Below are 19,842 nucleotides of genomic sequence, written 5' to 3' on the forward strand. Positions count from 1 at the left end.
CCTATTCTTTCCATTTAAAAAGCCCTCCAAAATTAAATACAGACATACGTTATGATGACTGCGGCACCGCAGCGGCAGGTATTTCGATACGGACCCGTTCTATCGACAGGGCGCCGCCCGCCCCGTCCAGCTCAATATCCACCCCCTGTATACAGACCCGTTGCCATGTTTCTTGCGGGTACTCAAAAAGACCGGTGCGATATTCCCGAATCTTACCGGACGGGGCATGTCCGCCGACGGAGTCAAAGCTGCCGGTTCGTCCCGCATCCGTGATATAAGCGGTTTTTCTGCTCTGCTGTTCGCAGCATGTTTCTACAGTTGCAGTCTGCATATCGATATGCACATCACCGGCACCGGAACCGCATAAATCACACTCGGCGGACATCAGCCGCTCATCGGCTGTGGCGGCGCCCGAGCCTGACCCGACCAATGCGGAGATCCTCCCCGCAAGGAAAAATGCCATAGTCTGTTTTTCGGCGGTTGCAGTTGAAGAAAAATCCGCCACGATAAACGGTGTTTCTCTTTCTATTTTCGGAAGCAGCGCCTGCATCAACGTAAACGGATTATCCGCTAAAAGCCGGTGGCGCCCTACCCGCCCCAAAATCGAAACAACCGCAAGTTTTCCCCCATTTCGAGCTGTAAAATAGCGATAACCGGCTCCTAAACTGTGCTCGGGTAGATTACAAGGACGCAGTACAAAAGGCATCTGTGGGAGATTTTCGACTAAATCTTTCTTTTGAAAGATACAATCCCCGCCGGTGATGCAATCGATCCCCATCTTTCTCAAATAACCGGCGTGTTGTTTGCCCAGCCCGCCCGCGCCTGTCGCCATACCGGCATTTGCGATAATAAAATCAGGCTGATAGCGGCGCTTAATTTCCGCAATATTTTTTTTAACCGCCCACACGCCCACCTTACCGGTAATTTCAGCGATATAAAAAATTCTCACAGTTCGTTCCGCTTTTGTACCAGCGTATTCGGATTTTTTAATGCCAGTCTGTCGATTATTTTAGTGCATTTTTTGGCAAGCTTTTTGTTCCCCAGTATCGTATAGGTATCGCGTAAATTAAAAAGCGTATCCTCTGAATCGGGAGCAAGCGTCAAGGCTGATTCAAAAGCGCGGCGGGCTTGTTCGTATTTTTCTTCATTAAAAAGGAGCGTACCGTAGTTATTCCAGATACGGCCGTTTTCGGTCTCCAGCTCAAGCGCTTTCGTATATGCAAGCCGTGAAGCCTCCATTTCGCCGGTTTCATGGAGAACAACACCGAGCGTATCCCAAATGTCGGCATCAAAGGGATTGCAACGCGCTGCCTCGTAGAGTGCATAGCGAGAGTTATCTTTATCATCAAGCGCATAGTAGCTGAGCCCCAAATTAAACCACATTAAGCTGCTGTACGGTTCAAGCTGTAAACCGCGGCGAAGGCATGCTATCGCTTCGCTATGGCATCCTTCGGCAGCGAGCATCACTGCACTGTCATTAAAAAAATCGGCTGTCTCTTGCATATCTAAAATATATACTATTTAATGAAAGAACTCAATCGATATTACCTTACAGCCCTGCATATTCCGGTTTACTAAATCTATTACCTCTGCATTGGCCATATTGCGCCGTTAGATGAGAGACAAAAGCCAATCTTTTAAATCCTTTGCTGACGAACATTCAAGCACAGGTTCATTCGTTATTTGAGGATTATACTTCAAGCGAGAGGGTATCGACGGGTATATTCCCGTTGCCGTCCTAACCGCTTCAGTGTAGAAAGCGGGATGAGTTATTTCCGGAGTAATCATAATACAGGAATGCGCAGTGTGCTCATCGGATACCCAACGGGGAAGCAAACCGGTATCCGTAAAAAAACTTTCGATCATTTTATCCGATTCCGATAAACCATTTTTTACTGTGCTCCAGGCCTGCCATATTTCCGCAACATAGGGACTGATAATATACCCTGTTCGATCTTTACAATCTCTCATTGCCTCCAATACAGAATCTTGGTTAAATCGAAATGAGGCGATACTTGGAGTAGATTTCTTAGAAGCCTCGTGTGCATACAGCATTTTAAAGCGTGTATATTCTCTCTCGTGCTCTATTTCAGGGGCATGACAAGTAGAATCGACCGTCGTAATAAAACCGTTTATAGGCGTCCCCATCTTCTGCGCAACTACGGCGGCACTGAGGGCATTCGGCTGCTTTAACGGGACCCCGATAATCAAACGGGGATGCTCAATACTGTTATCGTAGCCGGCTCGTGAAAGCGCCGTCAATGCAGCATACATACAGCAGCACACTTGCGATAGCAGATAATCGATATGCGCTACATGGGGTATAAACAGCTCCATCGAACCGGTAATATCAGCATCTGACACCGTCTCTTGAATTATAGTCTTACAATCTGCCAAAGAACCGTTGACTCCAAAGATATGAATGTTTTCAGGGAGCAAAAGGAATTGCTGTTTTACCATGGGCTGAAAAGCATCCTTTGAATTTTTAGGATATAAAAAGGTTGCATGAATATCCTCAAACTCAGAAAAAGCTTTTGCAAGTGAAAGCGTTTCAAGCTCTGTCCCCGCAAAAAGAATATGCACCGGCTGCCCGTTGAGCTGGTAGAAATAATCGACCAACTGCGCAGTAAAACGTGCACCGAAATCGGCATAGGAACCGCCATCTCCGTGGGTCAGTTCAGCGATATAAGTACGCGGATCAATCGGAAACACCGGAACTCTAAATGGAAATGCGCGGACGATAAGAGCATACAAATCGGATTCAGGAATAGCATCCCGAAAAAATGATCTGAACACTTCAAACGCAACATCGCGGAAGGACGGCGGAGGATTTTTATATATTAAAGAATCGGGTAAAAGCGGTATCTGCCGGGGAAGATAATTACCTCCTTCCGCATTGTGTGTTTTTAACAGCATTTCTAAAGGAACGCATACGGACGGATCTCTTATATTATAAAAAGATATGGACGGCTGCATATCCCTTTATAGCATAGATATACGGTGATTTCAATCGTAAAAGGTATATTTTTAGGGCAAACATATTCTTTGCCTTATTCAGCAGCGATAAAAAGAGCGTGTAACATACATCGTCATATCCTTTTTCTTCTTCGCGCCGGTTAAGTATATGCTCCTTATACGCAAAGAGGTTAAAAAAATCGTATAACCTGCTGCCGTGTTCGCAAAATTGTATATTCATATGGGAACCTCTAAAAAACGAGCTGTTGCATTTAAAACGGCGGTTTTCTAAAGATGAATTGTCCCCTACCTTTTTCGCCTAAAAATTCGTTATTCTTTACGATTAATTCTCCGCGGCTGAATACGGAATCGATTGCGCACTGCACCTTCATTCCTTCATACGTGCAGTAATCGCAGGCGCTTTTCAGGTTCTTCTTTGTCAGCACTTCTTCGGCATTCGGATTGATAATCGTAATGTCGGCATCGGCGCCGGGCAAAAGGCATCCTTTCTGAGGATACATACCGAAGATGCGGGCAGGGTTTGCCGCCATCACCTGTACGAAGCGCTCCAACGAAATCCGCTTTTTTTGTACGCCTTCGGAGAAAATAATCCGCACTCGCTCTTCGATACCCGGAGCGCCGCCCGGCCCTTTGGTAAAATCGCCCTTGGTATCCATCTTCTCTTTTAACAGGAAGGGACAATGGTCGGTTGCAACGACTTGGATATCACCGTTTGCAAGACCGATCCAGAGCGCTTCTATATCCTGCTTTCTGCGCAGGGGCGGCGCCATGATATATTTCAGCCCTTCGATATTTTCAGGATCATCGGGACTGCCGTTCTCATTTCCGTATTTTTCTTCCGAAAGCGTCAGATACTGCGTACAGGTTTCTACAAACAGCCGATTAACGTGCTGCCGTCCCTCTACCACGCTGATAAGCGCCTCTCCCGTAGAAAGGTGTACAATGTACAGCGGCGCATCCTTTACCATTTCCGAAAAATGAATAAGGCGGGAAACAGCCTCGGCTTCCGTTTCGTTAGGCCGACTGCGCGCATGGTAAATAGGCAGCATTTTATTTTCTTTTACAAATTTTGACCGGAGATAATTGATAAGCGAATCGTTTTCCGAATGCACGGTTAAAATGCCGCCCGCTTCTTTCACGGTTTGCAGCAAGCGGTAAAAGCCCGTATCGTCAATTTTAAATCCGTAGGTCGTATAAGCCTTAAAGCTCGTAATACCTTCATTTTTAATGATGCCGGATAGCTCCTGCAAAATTGCATCATCCACATGCTGAATAACACCGTGAAAGCTGTAGTCGATAACCGCTTTTTTTGCAAGCTCATGGTATCGGTCTATGGAATAATGCAAGTTGCATCCGGCGGGGCCGAAAGAGATATGGTCGATAACGGAGGTCGTGCCGCCGCAGGCTGCTGCAACGGTGCCGGTGTAAAAGTCATCGACGGCGCGGTACTGCGGAGACTGCTGCAACTCAAGATGTGTATGCGCATCAATCAGCCCCGGCATGACATAACAGCCGGGAACTTCATACACGGCATCAAAATCGACGGGATTAAAATGCCCGATTCCGGTTATCTTGCTGCCGGTTATTGCAATGTCCGCCTTAAACGTATCATTTTCGGTTACGAGCATACCGCCCGTTATCAATGTCTTTTTCACAATTTCTCCTTATCTATGGACAGCTCTAAAAGCCCTGTTAGATTTTTAGAGTTATCTCTATACAACTTTTCATATACGAAAAATGCCGATCAGACTTACGATGACCCAATCGGCATTTTTGTATTTAATTTTTAATCGTCGTCCACCATAATGCGTAAGATAACCTTATCGGTTTCCCGCATACCGTCGGCAGCAACGGCGCCTACACCGGCGATGGTTTTTTCTATATCGCCTTTTACGATACCTTCACCGGGTTCAAACACCCGGTCATGCATTGCAAGATAATGCGCATTCAACGCCGCATCAACCGATGTGGCAATCTTCGAGGCACACGAGGGCTTGGCGCCGTCGCAGACAATTCCCGACACAACCGCAAGGGTATTGGTAATCGTCTCGCATACCTGTTCATAGCTTCCGCCTGAAAGATATGTAACGGCAGCGCCGCTTCCGCAACCTGCACTGACAGCTCCGCAATAGGCGGAAAGTCGGCCGATCCGCGTTTTTTGGTGAATCGCAATCAAGTTGCTGACCAACAGACCGCGCAACAGCTTATCATGCGGGAGCTTTTTTTCTTCGGCAAACACGATAACCGGTAGCGATGCCGTCAAGCCCTGATTGCCGCTGCCCGAATTGGTAACAACCGGCAAGGTACAGCCGCTCATGCGGGCATCGGAACCCGCAGCGGCGGCGGCCTGCGCACGGATTTTTAGGGTAACGGCTCGTTCCGCTTCAGCAGCCTTCAGGAGATTCGCGCCTGCGTTAATTCCGTAACGGTGCTCCAATCCTTCCTGCGCGATGCGGGTATTATAATCGATCTGGCGTTCCAGTATCGGGCGGACGCGGTCAAGGTTTATCGTATCGGCAAACTCAAGGATCTTTTTTACCGATAAGCCCAACCGGTCGGTCAACGCGGCATTTGCACTAGCCGGATCAAACGGAACGGATAACACATCTTTTCCGTTTTTGGTTGTGTGCACGATATTCGTATGCTGATGGATAATCTCAATCGATGCGCTGTCGGCGCCGGCAAAAACTTCTACAATAAAATGCAGAGAAGCTACCGTATCCAAAAGGGAAACTTTACAAGGAACTTTTTCCAAAAATTCCTTTGTGCGAGCGATATCGGCTTCGGTTATGTCGGCAAGAACCTCAAGTCCCTTATCGGGATTACCGCCGATAATGCCGATTGCCGCCGCCGCCGGAATTCCCTTCATATTGCCCGAATTAGGGACGGTAACACTCTTTACATTTTTAATAATGTTACCGCTGCTTTTGATGCACACACGGTCGGGAATCTTACCGAGCAACGCACGGGCATGAGCGCCCGCATACGCTATAGCAATCGGTTCGGTACAGCCGAGCGCAGGAACCAACTCTTCTTGAAGGATCGCAATGAATTGATTACAGTCAAAGTCCGTAAGTTCCATACCTTACGCCTGTTTTAACGTTCCGTCCGGTTTATAGAACACACCGCGCAGAATAAGCGCAAGCGCTCCGTCTCCGGTTACATTGCAGGCTGTACCGAAGCTGTCCTGTAGGGCGAAGATGGCGATCAATAAGCCGGTACCGATTTCGTCAAAACCGAGTATGCTGATAACGATACCGAGCGAAGCCATAACCGTTCCGCCGGGTACGCCGGGCGCTCCGACAGCGAATACACCGAACAGGAATGAGAACAAGACCATTGTCCCGATTGGAGGAACCGCCCCGTACAACATCTGAGATATCGTCATTGCAAAGAATGTTTCGGTAAGAACGGAACCGCACAAATGGGTTGTTGCTCCCAGCGGGATAGCAAAGTCAACGATATCGGACGGAAGAGCACTGGATTTATGAGCACAGCGTAAGGCAACCGGCAAGGTCGCCGCGCTCGACATCGTACCGACTGCGGTGGCATACGCAGGGCCGTAGTGCTTTACCACTTCAAGCGGATTTTGCTTTGAAACCGCACCGCCGATGAGGTACAACAGCGTCATCCAGATAAAATGACCGATGAGTACAATAATGATAACTTTCAAGAATACGGGAAGCTGGCGGGTTAAGCTACCGCTGTATGCAAGTTCGGCGAAGGTTGTCGCAATAAAGAACGGCAGTATCGGTACGATAACGCGGTTGACGATTTCAAGCACCATTGCCTGAATCTCTTTTAAGAGTTTTTCAACCGTCGCAGCTTTTGTCCAAATAACCGAAATACCGGCCAAGATAGCCAATACCAGTGCGGTCATAACCGGCATAATCGGCTGTATGTTCAGCGAGAACGCCGTAGAGGGTATTTCCACCAATTCGGCAGCCTGTGCAGGAATATGCAGGAACGGAATAAGAATATATCCTGCTACAGTCGAAAACAGGGATGCTCCGACTGCGGACAAATACGATATCAGCAAAAAGACGCCGAGCATTTTGCCTGCATTTGCTTTTAAATCGCAAATGGCCGGAGCAATAAAACCGAAGATAACGAGTGGAACGGCAAAAAAGATCAGCGAACCGAGCAACCTTTTAATGGTCGCAATAATCCCCATTACCGGAGCGGGTACAAACAACCCGAGCAACACACCGGCAAGAATCCCTAACGCAAGCTGCGGTAACAGTCCCAATTTTCTACCGCTTTGTTTTTCCATAATAGAATCCCCCATAAACATTTTTGTAGGCAGTGAATGCTCGTTCATTAACATGAAGCAGGGCAACTCACAACAGAAGACATTATATACCCGCTGTTTTACACTTGTCAAATTATAAATGAGTTTCTTTGCATAAACATCGCGTATTAACGTGTGGGCGTTCCGCGCACGAATTAAACAACTTCCAAAGTTGATTCGCAATCCGCTTTAGCGGATATTATAAATTATTCCTTTACAGAACAGAACCAGAGGCTCTGATACTTTGTTCAATTTTAAAGAATAAAAAAATTGACGAACAACTCTCACAGATTAACAATCTTCACTGGCTGCCGTGGATAGGAAAGAACCTCAAGAAAATACCGATCATTTAATTACACCCTATGTAATCACTCTTTCATATTTTTCCCGCTAAATCCCGTCTTTTCTCCGGCATTAGGCATTCTATTCGATGACTTTAACAGTAACATGACGCAAACAGAACAGCAAAAAGCGGCAAAGAAATTCAGTTTCTATATATACTATACAGAAACTGAGATACTACAGGGTCAACTTTTGGAAAAATAAAACGCTCTTTAATGTATGGTTAGGTAAATCTTTTTTATACTTGATTTGTGTACATGCATAATGTATATTGAATATATGGGACGGAACAAGGATTTTGTCTATCTTAATGCTTTTGTATGGGATACGGCAAAGAATGAGCTAAACAAACAAAAGCATGGGCTTTCATTTGAAACAGCGGTGAGAATTTTTAATGACCCTTGCATGACAAAACAGTTTGATAACCTTAATTCCTCTTTGGAAGAAGAACGATGGAAGTGTATAGGCCGGGATATACAAGGCGGCTACAGTACTCTTACCGTATCAATGACAGAGAGGGGCGAACTCAAGCGTATTTTTTCCGCACGAAAAGCAAATCAACAGGAGGTAAAGGAGTATGAAGAAAACGCAACAGCATATATATAAAACTATTGATTTTCCCCCGCTGACCGATGAGCAAAAAAAAGAACTGGAAGTTCTGGAGTCAAAGAGCGAAAGCGAGATAGACTATTCAGATATTCCGGCGAATCTTGATACGCCTATTTTTCCTTATTATTTTCAGTCTTTGAAAGTTTCCAAAACAGCAATTCATACAAAGATTGATAATGATAATCTTGAATGGTTAAGGAAAGATGGAAAAGGGTACCAAGCAAGGCTAAATAATGTCATACGCTGGGCAAGAATGAATAATTGCCCAATTTCAACGCTATAATAGACATGGATATTGAAATGGGTATTGTCTCACGGCTCAAACGCACAGCCGCTTGAACCGGAAGATTTTGTGCAAGACTGGCAAGCGGAAATACAAGCTATGGTGCGACGGATTTCCGGCGTTTAAATCCTTCGACACGGGCGCTTGCAGGGCAATCGAGAGGGCTCCTGTCACCGCGCGCCAAATAGCGGTAGCCTACTCCGGCAATCATAGCGGCATTATCCGTGCAGAGCTTGAGCGGCGGAAAGATGCACGTTAAACCTTTTTGTTCGGCGAGTTTTTCACGGAGCAGCGAATTTGCAGCAACGCCGCCGCCTGCGACAATCGTGTGCAGTCCCGTGTCTTCTACCGCTCTCAGCAGGGAACGCAGTAATATTTTAACGGCTCTGGATTGAAAGGCCGCCGCGATATTTTCGGGCGTTTTTTCATATCCGGGATTCCAGAATTGATCGATTTGATTGATGACTGCGGTTTTTAAGCCTGAATAGGACACGTCATACCGGCGGCCGGATTCGTGCAGTACCGGCATCGGGAAGTTCGCAGCCTTGGGATCGCCGTTTTTAGCCAGCCGGTCGATAATTACGCCGCCCGGATAGCCGAAATCGTAGAACTTCGCAACCTTATCGAATGCTTCGCCCGGCGCATCGTCGATAGTACTACCGAGCACTTCGATTGAATCAAAATCGTATACTTTACAGATAAGCGAATGTCCGCCCGATACCAAAAGACCGAGGTAGGGATAGGGAATGTCCTGCTCAAGATGCGCTGCGTACAGATGCCCGAGCATGTGGTTTACGGCAATAAACGGTTTATTGCATGCCCATGCGAGGGTTTTCGCAAAAGTAAGCCCCACCAGTAGCGACCCCATCAATCCCGGCCGATTGGTAACGGCGATACCGTCTATCGATTGCAACGTTTCACCCGCTTCCTGCAAAGCGGTTTTGACAACCGGCAATATCCATTCGGTGTGCTTACGGCTCGCAATCTCAGGCACCACGCCCTTATATGCTTCGTGAAATGGTATTTGAGTCGCCACCACAGAGCTGATGATTTTATGTCCGTCCTCCACGACGGCGGCTGCCGTTTCATCGCAGGAGCTTTCTATTCCAAGTATCTTCATTCTGTTGTTCCTATTGTTCCATGATTGACTTTGGACATTCTCTTTTAGTTGCCGAAGTTAACTGTCCCTTTTTGTGCAACTTGAGCAATTGCCGAAAGTGAAAATCCGTCTTCGATAAGTGCAGGATACATCTCGGTTAAAAGCTCTGCAAGCTCAACCGTAAAGACATGGCCGATCATGATGGCAGAGCCTTTCTGTCTCGCAATGCTCAACCCTTTTTTAATTTGCGTTTCCATTGCAGCGCGGCTTTTATCGTTATCAATAAAAATTGCCCGTTCCCAGACAGCCATATTTTTCTCCTTTGCAACCTTCGCAACGACTGACCGAGCGGTTGTCCGCGAATCCAAAAAGAATATATGTTTTTCCGCTACGACATCCAAAACCGCGCTCATCGCTGCCTCGTCCGCCGTCATCAGTGAGCCTTCGTGATTATTCATCCCGGCTACCGGCCAAATTTCTTCGAGATTTTTTCTGACGATGTTTTTGATTTGCTCCGCAGAAAGTCCCGGCGTCACCGCCCCCGGTCCCGGATTAATATGCAGATCGACCGATTGCATCGGCTGGTGCAAAATAACCTGTTTTCCGGCTTTACGTATCCGCCGCGCCGACTCGCTAGAGTACCGCAATCCGGGTAAAACTGCAATAGTACAGGGGAATGGCAGCCGTAAAAAGTACTCGAGCTGGTCGAGATTGTGCCCTGCATCGTCAAACACGAAGGTGAGGTTCCCTGCATAAGGGGCAGGCTTGCGCGGCTTTTCCGGTTTTGCAGCAGGCTGCACCGGCTGCACTTTTTGCACGGTTTTTTTCTTATCGGGTACGGCAGGTTTTTCCGGTACACTGTTTTTCTTCGATGCGGTATTTTTTTTATCAGATGCAACGGATTTTTCCGGTACGGTATTCTTTTGCGGAGCCGGATGGACTGCCGGCTTTTCTTTCTGTGCAGTACCTTTCTGTGCAGCAGAAGCGGTGCGGGATGCAGGCACAGCGGCAGGCGAATGCGGTGTCGGTTGTGCAGCCGGTGTTGTTGTTTTTGCAGCCGGCGCTTTCTCCTGTGATGACGCTATTTTTTGCTGCGCTGCCGGTGTGTTTTGCCGTTTTTGCTGCACCGCGGAATCGGTATGCGGCTGTGTTTGTGCAGCAACCTGCGACACGGTAACCGGCGGTGAAGGTTCTTGTGCTGCCGTAAGCGGTTCATTCCGTTTTTGTTCAGTTGACGGTATTTCCTTTTCAACCGGAGTTTGCGCTTGAACCGGTTCGGATTTTAATGAATTTTTAAGATTAGGCACTAATTTTAACACTAAAACAAGATTAAAACCCAAAAGCAGAACGCACAATATCACCAATGCGGCAATAATATTCCCTCTCGAACGCTTCTTTCGGGCGGTTGAACTGCGCGGCTTTTTCTTTGTTGTTGTACTGCTGCGGCTCTTGGTTTTTGACTGCCCCTTCGCCGCTGTTTTTTTAGGTGTCGTTTTTTTGCTTGTTTTTACTTTATCTTCTTTTTCGGACATAGGCGAAAGCATAAAAACAGCGCGGCTTAATGTCAAGCGGCATTTATAATGGTAGCCCCTATCGGAAAACCTCTAAAAACCGCAAGCCTATCAGCTTGTTCTGTAAGGAAATCATTTACCGTATATGCTAATAAATCTCTATACTTTAAGATAGAGCCGTTTTAATGAAAAGATATAATAAAAGTATGATAGGGATAGAAATAAAATAGAGAAAATAATCGGGCAAGCCGGATTTGAACCGGCGACCCCAAGTCCCCCAGACTTGTACGCTAACCAACTGCGCTATTGCCCGTTTTGTTTCAATGACAGAAAGAGATATTATCGATAAAATTCCGTTATGTCAATACGCAGTGTTGCATCATACGTCACATTCTGTCCCAAAGCAATCGATAGAATGTTCAAAGAATAATGTAACCATCGATTGACTTTTACCGTATTCTGTATATACTAGACATATTCGATAACTTCGTTGTCGAACAGGTTTGCTAATATGCTTGTGAGGTTATACTATGAAAAAATATATTGTAGGAATGTTAATTATTATTATCGGTTTACTCGTTCTGTTTGCTCCCTTCGGATATGCCCATGTCTGTTTTCCGAAAGCTGACGGCGGTTTTATGAAGTGCCATTGGATGGGCGAAGCGGTTCGAATGCTCGGCGGTTTAATTGCTGCATTGGGCATCGTATTCTTACTGTTCAAGAGTTCCCGCATCGGTATCGCATTTTCCAATATCGGGCTCGGTGTTTGTCTGATATTATTGCAAACGGTTGTTATCGGTACATGTAAGACTGCGACCATGCCTTGTAACGTTTATACCAAACCCGTCATTTTACTGTTGGCAATCATACTGATAGCCATTGATATCGGGTATCTGTTCGTTAACAGAAGACGATAAATTTTACCATTGGATTATTACGGTATGTTATTGCAAACAAAACAACTTTCCAGAACGTTTACCAGAAGCGGTTCCGATTTTTTTGCCGTTAAGGAGGCCGATTTCACTATCGATTCTTCCGATTTTGTCTTTATTGTCGGCCGCTCCGGTTCGGGGAAAACGACACTGCTTAATCTGCTTTCGGGAATTTTAGAGCCGACTTCAGGTACGGTTCTTTTTGAAGATAAAGATATTACGCTGATGAGTGATACCGAAAAAAGCTATTACCGTAATGAGTCTATAGGATTTGTTCCGCAATCACTCGGCGCCTTGCCGAATCTGTCGGTACTGGATAATGTGCGCGTCCCGTTTTTTTTATTTAGCAGGGACGGCGATACCGAAGGGAGGGCGCTCAGTTTGTTGGAAGTGATGGGAATAGCACATCTAAAAGATGAAATGCCGAAAAATCTTTCGGGCGGAGAATCAAAGCGGATGCTTATCGCGCGTGCATTGATGAATGCGCCCAAGTTGCTCATCGCCGACGAACCGACGGCAAACCTCGATGCGGAAACGGCAGCTGGTGTCATGCAGGCGGTAAAAGATGTAAACAAGCTCGGAACTGCCGTGCTGATTGTAACGCATGATTCCACTATCTTGGATCCGCACTGTACAACCTACCGCATGGATGCCGGAACCCTTTCAAAAGTCTAGGTCTTCCATAATATTGCTTTCTTATGTGTCTTATGCTATAAATTAAGACTAAATGATAGTCTGTATACATAGACGCCTTATCAGCAAAATTGATAACAAGTGTTTTTATAAATGATTACAGCAGTATTGTCAGCTGCCCTTCCGATTAAAAACACATCGGTCAGGAAAAAATTCGATTCTTTGTAAAAATTTCTAAAAAAAGTGATTTTCAGCAGTTTTTTTAAGCCAAAATCGCAACAAAGACATATAACAAAGATAAGAAGTAATGCGACGGGGCAAGACGTGCCGGAAGCAAAAAAACTTTTGCAGAACGTCATTGGTAATGTTCTAACGGTACCAGCCGAGCGCACATAATTATGGAGGCACAAAGATGGCAAAAACAAAATCGGAAATAAATCAGGTAACCAATATTACCGATGCTGATGAAAAGCTCAAAGCGTTGGAGGCTGCGCGTCTGCAAATTGAAAAACAATTCGGACAAGGGTCGATCATGAAGCTCGGTTCAAAGACCGAGACGAGCGGTATCGAAGTAATCCCGTCAGGGAGTATCCTGCTTGACGAAGCGCTCGGTATCGGCGGTTATCCGCGCGGTAGAATTATCGAAATATTCGGTCCGGAGTCGTCGGGAAAAACCACACTTGCGCTCCATGTTGTTGCCGAAGCGCAAAAACGGGGCGGTATTGCAGCGTTTGTGGATGCCGAACATGCACTTGACCCCCAGTATGCGCAAAAACTCGGTGTCAATATCGATGAGTTGTGGGTCGCTCAGCCCGATGCGGGAGAACAGGCTTTGGAAATCACCGAAAACCTCGTCCGATCGGGTGCAGTGGATGTTATCGTTGTAGACTCGGTAGCAGCTCTTACGCCGCAAGCGGAAATCGACGGTGAAATGGGCGATTCACACATGGGATTACAGGCTCGTTTAATGAGTCAGGCGTTGCGGAAGCTGACGGCAATTATCTCACGGTCAAAATGTATTCTCATCTTTATCAACCAAATCCGTATGAAAATCGGTATTGCGTACGGCAATCCGGAAACCACCACCGGCGGTAATGCGCTCAAATTCTACTCATCGGTACGTATCGAAGTCCGCAAAGGCGAAGTGCTCGGCAAGGATGAGGATGAAGCATGGGGAAACAAGGTGCGCATCAAAGTTGTCAAGAATAAGGTCGCGCCGCCGTTCCGAAAGGTTGAGCTGGAAATCCTGTTCGGCAAGGGAATTTCTCCCTACGGCAGCTTGCTGGACTGCGCGGTAAAATACGAATTGATAGACAAAAAAGGTGCATGGTACTCGTATAAAGAAGATAAGATTGGACAAGGGCATGACAACGCCGTAAAATTCTTGGAAGACAATCCCGATATCGCAATCGATCTTGAAAAGACCTTGCGCGCACAGCTGTTCCCCAACCAAAAATATGTGTCGAGTTTTGTAAAAACCGATCAAGCTGATTCCGGTGCTGCGGGCAAAACGCCGTCCGGTTCCGGCACCGGCGAAGCGGCTGCGGCAAAGGCGGCGGGTTCCGTAAAACCGGAAGCGGCAAGGACTGATAAAGAAGCTGATGCTCAGGCCACTCCGGCAGGGAAAAAATCCATGCTCGAAAAAGCAGCTCTCGCTAGCGGCAAAACTGAAAGCTTGAATGCCGATTCTGCAGCAGTATCCGCTGTGCATAAATCAAAGCCGGGCAGCGCTTTTGACGGCGACAACGAGCTCTTTTAAACAGCCTGTCCAAAAACTGAAGTTTTTGGACAGTTTCCTTAGATTTAGATGCGATGTTTAAAAAGTACCCAACTTTTTCGACATCCCCGGGTCTACCGCTTTCGGCAGTACCTTCGTCCATGCGGAAAGCAGCGTTTGCGGCTCCTTCCGCTCGGTGATGAGTGCGGTAAAAAGCGGTTCCAGCTGAGGCAGCGCCGCATCCAGCAGGGTAAATTCTTCTTGAGAAAAAGGAGACAGCACATAGCCTGCGATATCGGGATGATCGGCGCTGCTGCTTTTTTTCCCGCCGGGACGCCCGATACCGATCCTGAGCCGCCAAAAGTCCGGCGTACCCAGCGCAGCCTTTATTGAGCGAAGCCCATTGTGTCCGCCGAGCCCTCCCGACCACTTGAGACTCAAGGCGGCAGGCGGCAGTTCGAGTTCGTCATGCACGACAAGTATTTCCGCCGGAGGAATTTTAAAGAACTGGGCAGCTTCTCCCACCGCTTCCCCCGATAGGTTCATATAGGTTTCAGGCTTTAAAGCATGGACAGCCTGTCCCCCGCTCACTGTCGCCGGAAACCGCCCGTACAGTCCGCGGAACTTATGCTGCCACGAAATTCCCCCGCAAATAGATAAACGATCCGCAGCAATCCATGCTGCGTTATGCCGGGTTCGTTCATACTCCCGCCCGACATTTCCTAAAAATGCTATTAACGAAATCATCTTTTTTGACCTGTAATTATTCTTTTACCTTCGTGTCGATTATGATCGTAACTGGTCCGTCGTTGTGAATTTCCACCTGCATATCCGCCCCGAATTGTCCGGTTTTTATCGGCTTACCAAGCGCTTCGCTCAGTTTGCGGATGCAGCATTCATAGAGCGGGATTGCAATCGAAGGCTCCGCCGCCGCATTGAAGGACGGGCGGTTTCCTTTCTTGGTGCTGGCAAACAGGGTAAACTGACTGACCAACAAAATGTCTCCCTGCACATCCGCAAGGGCGCGATTCATTTTCCCCTCATCGTCTTCAAAAATCCGCATCTGTACGATTTTCTTAACCAACCAATCTATATCGTCCTCAGTATCTTCAGGACAGATACCGAGCAAAATCACAAAGCCCTTGCCGACGGTCTGCGTTTCAGAACCTTCAATCGCCACACTTCCCGACCGTACCCGCTGTATTACTGCTCGCATGACACACGCTCCTCATTCCGTATATCCATACCATATTCTTGATGTAAGTTTTTTAGTTTTTCAATTTTTCTGTTGTTGCGTACCGTTTCTTTATACCGCGCTTTTTTGCATAATTCAATTACTTGGTAATCAGGATTTTCCATATCGCACATTTCATTTATTTCCCTTCTTGATTTATTACGAAACACACCTTTAGTCGTATAATGAATACTTCGAGCCATTTTTTCCTCTCTTATTGATTATATCCTGCCGTCTATGATGTATCTCAATTGTTGCATTTCGAGACAGCTTCAGTTATATTGGACGGGCATCGGGAGTGCGCTCTACAATGGATACACAAAACACGGAACTTTTACAAGCGGGATTAACCGCATTACATATTGAAGACCGGCAAGGTACATTGGCAAATATGTTAACGCGATATATTCGCGAACTTGAAACATTTAATGCCGCATTTAATTTGATAAAGGTACAAAACACTCAAGAGCTGATTATCAAACATATCCTCGACAGTCTTGCGCCCTGGGAAGCGTTAGCACACAGGCTCGATTCACAGCAAACCGAGGGCACCTGTACTATTGCAGATATCGGTTCGGGGGCGGGGCTGCCGGGTATTCCGCTTGCATGTCTGTTTTCACTTAAAGATCCGAGCATTAAATTTACGTTAATAGAGCGGATGCACAAACGATGCGCTGTTTTGGAAAATGTACAAGCCATGCTAGGGCTGACCAATACCACCGTGCTGGAATCCGAGGCAGAAAAAGCTCCTGCCGATTATTTTGACATTGCGGTATTCCGAGCCTTCCGGCCGCTTGACCGCGCAATGCTTGCTACCCTGCAAAAACGAATTCACAGTACCGGTATCTTAGCGGCCTATAAGGGGAAACGCACCGCAATTGAAGAAGAGATGCAAGCTTTGGACGCTTATAAACCGGACTATGAGGTAATACCGGTACAAACACCTTTTTATGACGCGGAACGGAATCTCGTTATTATCCCTAAGTGCCGCGAGGATAATTAACAGATCAATTCTCCCGAATAGTACCGGCGTTCTTTATCCTCTTCCGTAATGCACAGTGCCCCATCCGGAGCGATGCCGGTAAGGATACCTTCGACGATGTCATCTTCCTGTTGCCCGCGCATAAAGCGTACTACAGAACCTCGCTTCCAAAGCCGGCGGCTGATTTCTTCATTCCAATCGCGGCAGCTAAGACATTCCTGTATGTGAGTCAGCAGCGCAGGAATAAACACTTCAAACGTAGGGCATTTATCGGCGCCGATAATCATTGCAAGCGAAGTTGCCGTGTGTTCTATGCTCCGCAAAAAAGCCGTTTGAAGCAGGTTGATACCGACACCGGCAAGGACACAGCCGCCCGCGCTTTCGCACAGGATACCGGCAGCTTTTTTACCGTTGATAAAGATATCATTCGGCCACTTAACGGCAGTCCGTACGCCGGAAGGCAAAAACGAATCGAGTGTTAAACTAGCGGCTAAGCCTATCCGCAGCGTAAAATCGGTGGATGCGGGTTGCCTCAAAATAAGCGTACCGAGCAGGTTTTCCCCTGCAGGGGAAAGCCACTGCCGATCGGCCATACGCCCGCGCCCTTCCGTTTGATAACCGGCATAGATGAATGTCCCATCCGGACACCCCTCCGCAAGGCATTCGCGAGCAGTCTGTAATGTAGAATCGGTACGTGCGTAATAATACACAGGCGCATTAAAAGGGTTCGTGATTGAGGTTGTTTCTCGTTTTTGTTGAGGTATCAAAATAAACTCCGTGAATAATCTTTCTCTTTTTGCTCCGTTTCGGGGGCTAACAGACTGGCAACATCCGTTTCCGTACGGATTTTTTCTACCAGCTCGGGATTGTTTTTTAAAAATCTACTTAATATTTGCTCAAACAATTCCATGCAGACGCGGGCATCGTCTTCGGCACGGTGAGCCTCCAGCGCTGTAATACCGAACTGTACGGCAAGATCCTGTAATGCATAGCTGGATAAACCGGGAAATACTTCCTTTGCAAATATTCGCGTATCGACGGCTTTATTGGTTAAAGGAAATTTTCCGGCGCGCTTTAACTCCGCATTAACATAGTTTATGTCAAATGGAGCATTATGCGCAACTAAAACACCGGTACCGATAAAATCGAAAAAGTCAGGAAAGACATCAGCTATCAGCGGCTTATCCTTCAACATCTCATCGGTGATTCCGTTGACCTTGCCCGCATCCTCCGGCATCGGCATTTCAGGATTGATAAGCACATTGTACCGAGCAATAACACCGCGTTGGTCGAACTTTACCGCACCGATTTCTACAATTCGCCCCGATACGGGATCAAGTCCGGTCGTTTCGGTATCAAAAGCGATAAAGGCTACCGTGTCATATACGGCAGCCAACCAATCATAACTGGTCATTAGACGATAGTGTCCAACGCTTGAGCAAAAATTTTAACCTGCTGTTCTGCTTTGGTCTGAGCGGCGGCAACATCCTTACCCTGTACCGGCTGCGGATGGATGATATAAAACTTGATCTTGGGCTCGGTACCGCTCGGGCGGATACTGATAATCGTTCCGTCTTCAAGATAATACTGCAACACATTACTTACCGGAAGATGTACCGCTTCTTTTTTATCAGGTGTCAACGGGTTGTATGAACATGATTGATCAATATCGCGGATGGTTAGAACCTTTACGCCGGCAATATCCTTTAATGCGGAAGTACGGAGCTTTATCATCATATTTTTCATAATTTCAACGCCTTCCGCACCGGGGAACACCTTGTTGATGGTTTTCTCGCAGAAGAGGTTATGCTGTGTAAAGAGTTCGTTTAAGCGATCTAACAAGCTCTTCCCTTGTTTCCGCCAATAGAGCGACATCTCGGCACAGAGAGCAGAGGCAGCAATTCCGTCTTTATCGCGGATTTCCATCCCGAAATTATAGCCGTAGCTTTCCTCAAAGCCGTAAATGTAGTGATACCCTTGTTTGGAAATTTCATCAGCTTTGTTGCAGATCCACTTAAATCCCGTTAAGCATTCAAAGGAAGCAACCCCGTAGCTTTTCGCAATACGGTCACACAGATGCGATGTTACAATAGAACGAACAATGGCAGGTTTTGCCGGCATAACACCGAATTCTTTTGCAGTCAGGCAGAGGTAGTCGGCAAAAAGGGCGCCCATCTGGTTGCCGGTAATAAGATGCATTTTTCCGTTGCCGTCTTTTACCGCCGAAGCAAAACGGTCGGCATCGGGGTCGGTTGCCATCAGGATATCGGCGCCTTCTTTTTCCGCAAGTGCAATCGCCATTTTAAGCGCAGCAGGGTCTTCGGGATTGGGGTAGCTGACTGTCGGGAAATTTCCGTCCGGCTGACGTTGTTCGGGTACGGTGATGATGTTAAAGCCCATATCGCCGAGTACTTTTTCGACATGCATCGCACCGGTACCGTGCAGCGGGGTGTAAACAATTTTTACGGACTTTGACATCTCTTTAATAAGATCACCGCGATGCAGCTTGGCCTTAACGCTCGCCCAATATTTTTCATCTATCTCTTTATCGATGATGATGAGTTTACCACTCTTAATCGCTTCGTCGCGGTTCATCATGTTAACTTTTTTAACAGCATTGACCTTGTCGATAATGCCCTTATCGTGGGGTGGGATAACTTGTGCACCGTCATTCCAATATGCTTTGTATCCATTATACTGCGGCGGATTGTGCGAAGCGGTAACGACTACACCGGTATCGCAGCCGAGGTGGCGGATTGCATAGGAAAGCTCCGGTGTCGGACGTAATGCCGAAAACAGGTATACCGTAAAACCGTTTGCCGCAAAGATGAGCGCGGTTGCCTCTGCAAACACATCCGAATAGCGGCGCGAATCATGCGCGATAACTGCTTTTAGTTGGCCTTTTTTTGCCTTTTCGGGAAAGGTTTCGATAATATAATCGGCAAGCCCTTGAGTTGCCTTCTTAATAACCGTAGGATTCATCCTGTTTGTTCCGCCACCGATAATCCCGCGCAAACCGCCGGTACCGAATTCCAATTGACGGTAGAAGCGGTCAAACAGCTCTTTTTCATCATTCTTTGTGATGAGCGCTTCCACTTCCTTTACAAATGTAGGATCGGTTTCCTCTGCTATGTACTGTTTTGCAGAGGTTAGAATTGTTTTACTATCCATAATCGAGTCTCCCTCTTAATCAACAACCCCGACGCAAGCGTCGGGGTACAGTGCTCAACGTT

21 protein-coding genes and 1 tRNA gene are annotated in these 19,842 nt (G+C 46.9%); 6 read left to right on the forward strand and 16 right to left on the reverse strand.

Features of this window, described 5'->3' with window-relative positions; genetic code table 11:
* Positions 1 to 49 precede the first annotated feature (49 nt).
* From E4N69_RS07365 to E4N69_RS07395, 7 genes are all read right to left on the reverse strand, one after another.
* Positions 50 to 949: a TIGR00282 family metallophosphoesterase gene (locus E4N69_RS07365; RefSeq protein WP_253823421.1), complete on the reverse strand. Its 900-nt coding sequence runs from the start codon at positions 947 to 949 to the stop codon at positions 50 to 52.
* Positions 946 to 1,503, reverse strand: a complete 558-nt coding sequence (locus tag E4N69_RS07370; RefSeq protein WP_162663699.1) for a tetratricopeptide repeat protein — start codon at positions 1,501 to 1,503, stop codon at positions 946 to 948. Before E4N69_RS07370 ends, E4N69_RS07365 begins: the two co-directional genes overlap by 4 nt.
* Before the next feature lie 108 nt (positions 1,504 to 1,611).
* Positions 1,612 to 2,916, reverse strand: a complete 1,305-nt coding sequence (locus E4N69_RS07375; RefSeq protein ID WP_253823422.1) for a PALP domain-containing protein — start codon at positions 2,914 to 2,916, stop codon at positions 1,612 to 1,614.
* Between the two features lie 34 nt (positions 2,917 to 2,950).
* Positions 2,951 to 3,196 carry a hypothetical protein gene (locus E4N69_RS07380; RefSeq protein ID WP_162663701.1) on the reverse strand — a complete coding sequence of 82 codons (246 nt, stop codon included), beginning with the start codon at positions 3,194 to 3,196 and terminating at the stop codon, positions 2,951 to 2,953.
* 31 nt (positions 3,197 to 3,227) lie between these two features.
* On the reverse strand, positions 3,228 to 4,631 hold the full coding sequence (gene hydA / locus E4N69_RS07385; protein ID WP_253823423.1) for a dihydropyrimidinase: 1,404 nt from the start codon (positions 4,629 to 4,631) through the stop codon (positions 3,228 to 3,230).
* A gap of 131 nt (positions 4,632 to 4,762) precedes the next feature.
* Entirely contained in the window at positions 4,763 to 6,058 is a 1,296-nt protein-coding gene (locus E4N69_RS07390) for an L-cysteine desulfidase family protein (protein WP_253823424.1), read from the reverse strand.
* A gap of 3 nt (positions 6,059 to 6,061) precedes the next feature.
* Positions 6,062 to 7,249 (reverse strand): dicarboxylate/amino acid:cation symporter, encoded by a 1,188-nt coding sequence (locus E4N69_RS07395; RefSeq protein ID WP_162663703.1) that lies wholly within the window; start codon positions 7,247 to 7,249, stop codon positions 6,062 to 6,064.
* Between the two features lie 624 nt (positions 7,250 to 7,873).
* Between E4N69_RS07395 and E4N69_RS07400 the strand changes: the two genes are divergently transcribed.
* Positions 7,874 to 8,215 (forward strand): BrnT family toxin, encoded by a 342-nt coding sequence (locus E4N69_RS07400; RefSeq protein ID WP_253823425.1) that lies wholly within the window; start codon positions 7,874 to 7,876, stop codon positions 8,213 to 8,215.
* Positions 8,187 to 8,501, forward strand: coding sequence for a BrnA antitoxin family protein (locus E4N69_RS07405; protein ID WP_253823426.1), 315 nt, complete (start codon positions 8,187 to 8,189; stop codon positions 8,499 to 8,501). Before E4N69_RS07400 ends, E4N69_RS07405 begins: the two co-directional genes overlap by 29 nt.
* 97 nt (positions 8,502 to 8,598) lie before the next feature.
* Here E4N69_RS07405 and tsaD read toward each other — a convergent pair whose 3' ends face one another.
* From tsaD to E4N69_RS07420, 3 genes are all read right to left on the reverse strand, one after another.
* On the reverse strand, positions 8,599 to 9,621 hold the full coding sequence (gene tsaD / locus E4N69_RS07410) for a tRNA (adenosine(37)-N6)-threonylcarbamoyltransferase complex transferase subunit TsaD (RefSeq protein WP_253823427.1): 1,023 nt from the start codon (positions 9,619 to 9,621) through the stop codon (positions 8,599 to 8,601).
* 44 nt (positions 9,622 to 9,665) lie between these two features.
* Positions 9,666 to 11,132, reverse strand: a complete 1,467-nt coding sequence (locus E4N69_RS07415; RefSeq protein WP_253823428.1) for a divergent polysaccharide deacetylase family protein — start codon at positions 11,130 to 11,132, stop codon at positions 9,666 to 9,668.
* 218 nt (positions 11,133 to 11,350) lie between these two features.
* A tRNA-Pro gene (locus tag E4N69_RS07420) sits at positions 11,351 to 11,424 on the reverse strand.
* Between the two features lie 217 nt (positions 11,425 to 11,641).
* Between E4N69_RS07420 and E4N69_RS07425 the strand changes: the two genes are divergently transcribed.
* The 3 genes from E4N69_RS07425 to recA all read left to right on the forward strand — a co-directional run bounded on the left by E4N69_RS07425 (position 11,642) and on the right by recA (position 14,435).
* Positions 11,642 to 12,028, forward strand: a complete 387-nt coding sequence (locus tag E4N69_RS07425; protein WP_253823429.1) for a DUF4418 family protein — start codon at positions 11,642 to 11,644, stop codon at positions 12,026 to 12,028.
* 24 nt (positions 12,029 to 12,052) lie between these two features.
* Positions 12,053 to 12,718 (forward strand): ABC transporter ATP-binding protein, encoded by a 666-nt coding sequence (locus tag E4N69_RS07430; protein ID WP_253713932.1) that lies wholly within the window; start codon positions 12,053 to 12,055, stop codon positions 12,716 to 12,718.
* Between the two features lie 370 nt (positions 12,719 to 13,088).
* Positions 13,089 to 14,435, forward strand: coding sequence for a recombinase RecA (gene recA, locus E4N69_RS07435; protein WP_253823430.1), 1,347 nt, complete (start codon positions 13,089 to 13,091; stop codon positions 14,433 to 14,435).
* Between the two features lie 57 nt (positions 14,436 to 14,492).
* Here recA and pth read toward each other — a convergent pair whose 3' ends face one another.
* From pth to E4N69_RS07450, 3 genes are read right to left on the reverse strand one after another with little or no spacing between them, the layout of a single operon-like run.
* The gene (gene pth, locus E4N69_RS07440) at positions 14,493 to 15,140 is read right to left on the reverse strand and encodes an aminoacyl-tRNA hydrolase (RefSeq protein WP_253823431.1); all 648 of its coding nucleotides are present in this window, start codon (positions 15,138 to 15,140) and stop codon (positions 14,493 to 14,495) included.
* Between the two features lie 16 nt (positions 15,141 to 15,156).
* Complete coding sequence (gene dtd / locus E4N69_RS07445; protein WP_253823432.1) at positions 15,157 to 15,609, reverse strand: D-aminoacyl-tRNA deacylase; 453 nt, start codon at positions 15,607 to 15,609, stop codon at positions 15,157 to 15,159.
* Entirely contained in the window at positions 15,597 to 15,830 is a 234-nt protein-coding gene (locus tag E4N69_RS07450) for a hypothetical protein (RefSeq protein ID WP_253823433.1), read from the reverse strand. Before E4N69_RS07450 ends, dtd begins: the two co-directional genes overlap by 13 nt.
* Positions 15,831 to 15,937: 107 nt before the next feature.
* Here E4N69_RS07450 and rsmG point away from each other — a divergent pair, with 107 nt between their 5' ends.
* The gene (rsmG, locus tag E4N69_RS07455; protein ID WP_253713937.1) at positions 15,938 to 16,630 is read left to right on the forward strand and encodes a 16S rRNA (guanine(527)-N(7))-methyltransferase RsmG; all 693 of its coding nucleotides are present in this window, start codon (positions 15,938 to 15,940) and stop codon (positions 16,628 to 16,630) included.
* Here the strand turns inward: rsmG and E4N69_RS07460 are convergent.
* Genes E4N69_RS07460 through E4N69_RS07470 form a run of 3 tightly spaced genes read right to left on the reverse strand, consistent with a single transcriptional unit; the run spans position 16,627 to position 19,780 of the window.
* Positions 16,627 to 17,376: a biotin--[acetyl-CoA-carboxylase] ligase gene (locus E4N69_RS07460; RefSeq protein WP_253823434.1), complete on the reverse strand. Its 750-nt coding sequence runs from the start codon at positions 17,374 to 17,376 to the stop codon at positions 16,627 to 16,629. The two genes, rsmG and E4N69_RS07460, sit on opposite strands and share 4 nt — an antisense overlap.
* Entirely contained in the window at positions 17,373 to 18,023 is a 651-nt protein-coding gene (locus tag E4N69_RS07465; RefSeq protein WP_253823435.1) for a 3'-5' exonuclease, read from the reverse strand. Before E4N69_RS07465 ends, E4N69_RS07460 begins: the two co-directional genes overlap by 4 nt.
* Positions 18,023 to 19,780 carry a phospho-sugar mutase gene (locus E4N69_RS07470; RefSeq protein ID WP_253823436.1) on the reverse strand — a complete coding sequence of 586 codons (1,758 nt, stop codon included), beginning with the start codon at positions 19,778 to 19,780 and terminating at the stop codon, positions 18,023 to 18,025. The genes E4N69_RS07465 and E4N69_RS07470 overlap by 1 nt, the downstream gene beginning before the upstream one ends.
* Between the last annotated feature and the right edge of the window lie 62 nt (positions 19,781 to 19,842).

This window comes from Treponema sp. OMZ 906 (genome assembly GCF_024181185.1).
Taxonomy (GTDB): Bacteria; Spirochaetota; Spirochaetia; order Treponematales; family Treponemataceae; genus Treponema.

Bases quoted from the DNA above. Each gene is read 5' to 3' on its own strand.
- E4N69_RS07370 (WP_162663699.1), bottom strand. From the start codon at position 1,503: ATGCAAGAGACAGCCGATTTTTTTAATGACAGTGCAGTGATGCTCGCT.
- E4N69_RS07375 (WP_253823422.1), bottom strand. From the start codon at position 2,916: ATGCTGTTAAAAACACACAATGCGGAAGGAGGTAATTATCTTCCCCGG.
- E4N69_RS07380 (WP_162663701.1), bottom strand. From the start codon at position 3,196: ATGAATATACAATTTTGCGAACACGGCAGCAGGTTATACGATTTTTTT.
- E4N69_RS07390 (WP_253823424.1), bottom strand. From the start codon at position 6,058: ATGGAACTTACGGACTTTGACTGTAATCAATTCATTGCGATCCTTCAA.
- E4N69_RS07395 (WP_162663703.1), bottom strand. From the start codon at position 7,249: ATGGAAAAACAAAGCGGTAGAAAATTGGGACTGTTACCGCAGCTTGCG.
- E4N69_RS07400 (WP_253823425.1), top strand. From the start codon at position 7,874: ATGTATATTGAATATATGGGACGGAACAAGGATTTTGTCTATCTTAAT.
- E4N69_RS07405 (WP_253823426.1), top strand. From the start codon at position 8,187: ATGAAGAAAACGCAACAGCATATATATAAAACTATTGATTTTCCCCCG.
- tsaD (WP_253823427.1), bottom strand. From the start codon at position 9,621: ATGAAGATACTTGGAATAGAAAGCTCCTGCGATGAAACGGCAGCCGCC.
- E4N69_RS07415 (WP_253823428.1), bottom strand. From the start codon at position 11,132: ATGTCCGAAAAAGAAGATAAAGTAAAAACAAGCAAAAAAACGACACCT.
- E4N69_RS07425 (WP_253823429.1), top strand. From the start codon at position 11,642: ATGAAAAAATATATTGTAGGAATGTTAATTATTATTATCGGTTTACTC.
- E4N69_RS07430 (WP_253713932.1), top strand. From the start codon at position 12,053: ATGTTATTGCAAACAAAACAACTTTCCAGAACGTTTACCAGAAGCGGT.
- recA (WP_253823430.1), top strand. From the start codon at position 13,089: ATGGCAAAAACAAAATCGGAAATAAATCAGGTAACCAATATTACCGAT.
- pth (WP_253823431.1), bottom strand. From the start codon at position 15,140: ATGATTTCGTTAATAGCATTTTTAGGAAATGTCGGGCGGGAGTATGAA.
- dtd (WP_253823432.1), bottom strand. From the start codon at position 15,609: ATGCGAGCAGTAATACAGCGGGTACGGTCGGGAAGTGTGGCGATTGAA.
- E4N69_RS07450 (WP_253823433.1), bottom strand. From the start codon at position 15,830: ATGGCTCGAAGTATTCATTATACGACTAAAGGTGTGTTTCGTAATAAA.
- rsmG (WP_253713937.1), top strand. From the start codon at position 15,938: ATGGATACACAAAACACGGAACTTTTACAAGCGGGATTAACCGCATTA.
- E4N69_RS07465 (WP_253823435.1), bottom strand. From the start codon at position 18,023: ATGACCAGTTATGATTGGTTGGCTGCCGTATATGACACGGTAGCCTTT.
- E4N69_RS07470 (WP_253823436.1), bottom strand. From the start codon at position 19,780: ATGGATAGTAAAACAATTCTAACCTCTGCAAAACAGTACATAGCAGAG.